The 621-nt window shown below is 51.5% G+C and carries 1 protein-coding gene and 1 pseudogene; both read right to left on the bottom strand.

Annotation, left to right across the window (positions count from 1 at the left end; genetic code table 11):
* Positions 1–145 (bottom strand): annotated as a pseudogene (locus QMM04_RS22960) (NADH-quinone oxidoreductase subunit B); the annotation flags it as partial.
* A gap of 15 nt (positions 146–160) precedes the next feature.
* Positions 161–604 (bottom strand): NADH-quinone oxidoreductase subunit A, encoded by a 444-nt coding sequence (locus tag QMM04_RS22965; RefSeq protein ID WP_034825074.1) that lies wholly within the window; start codon positions 602–604, stop codon positions 161–163.
* Between the last annotated feature and the right edge of the window lie 17 nt (positions 605–621).

Raw genomic sequence — 621 nt, forward strand, 5'->3', positions numbered from 1 at the left:
GCAGGGCATGCTCGAGCTTGCCCATATAGACGCTGCGATGAACGTGCTGCTCCAGAGGATCGGTAACAATCTCCTGTTTCTGCAGCGGATAGCGATCGTTATCACCGCCGCCGTTCGGGTCTACGCGTGTCAGCGTGTAGTCCATCTTATTGCCTCGCTTTTACTGCTTATGAGGGTTGGTGTGGTTGTGACTGACCGGAATTGATTTGACCACTACGCGACGACGCGCAGGAGCCCAATCCAGTGCACCGATGCGCACCAGATAAACCAGGCCTGCCAATAGCACCAAAATGAAAATTGCGGCTTCGACAAAGCCGACCCATCCGCTCTCACGGATTGAAGTCGACCAGGCGTATAAATAGAGGGCTTCGACGTCGAAAATAACGAAGAACATCGCAACCAGATAGAATTTAGCGGAGAGGCGAATATGGGTATCACCGACGGATTCGATACCCGATTCAAACGGGGTGTCTTTATGGCGTGCCCGCGCACGACCACCTAACAACCAACCGCCGGTCAACATGAAGGCACACAGGCCAAATGCAATAACAATAAAAACAATAAACGCCCAGTGATGAGCGATCACTTCTGTAGTTGTCGACATACTCTTTGCTTACTCAT

Source organism: Pantoea sp. Pa-EAmG (assembly GCF_030024295.1).
Classification (GTDB): Bacteria; Pseudomonadota; Gammaproteobacteria; order Enterobacterales; family Enterobacteriaceae; genus Pantoea; species Pantoea dispersa.

Bases quoted from the DNA above. Each gene is read 5' to 3' on its own strand.
- QMM04_RS22965 (WP_034825074.1), bottom strand. From the start codon at position 604: ATGTCGACAACTACAGAAGTGATCGCTCATCACTGGGCGTTTATTGTT.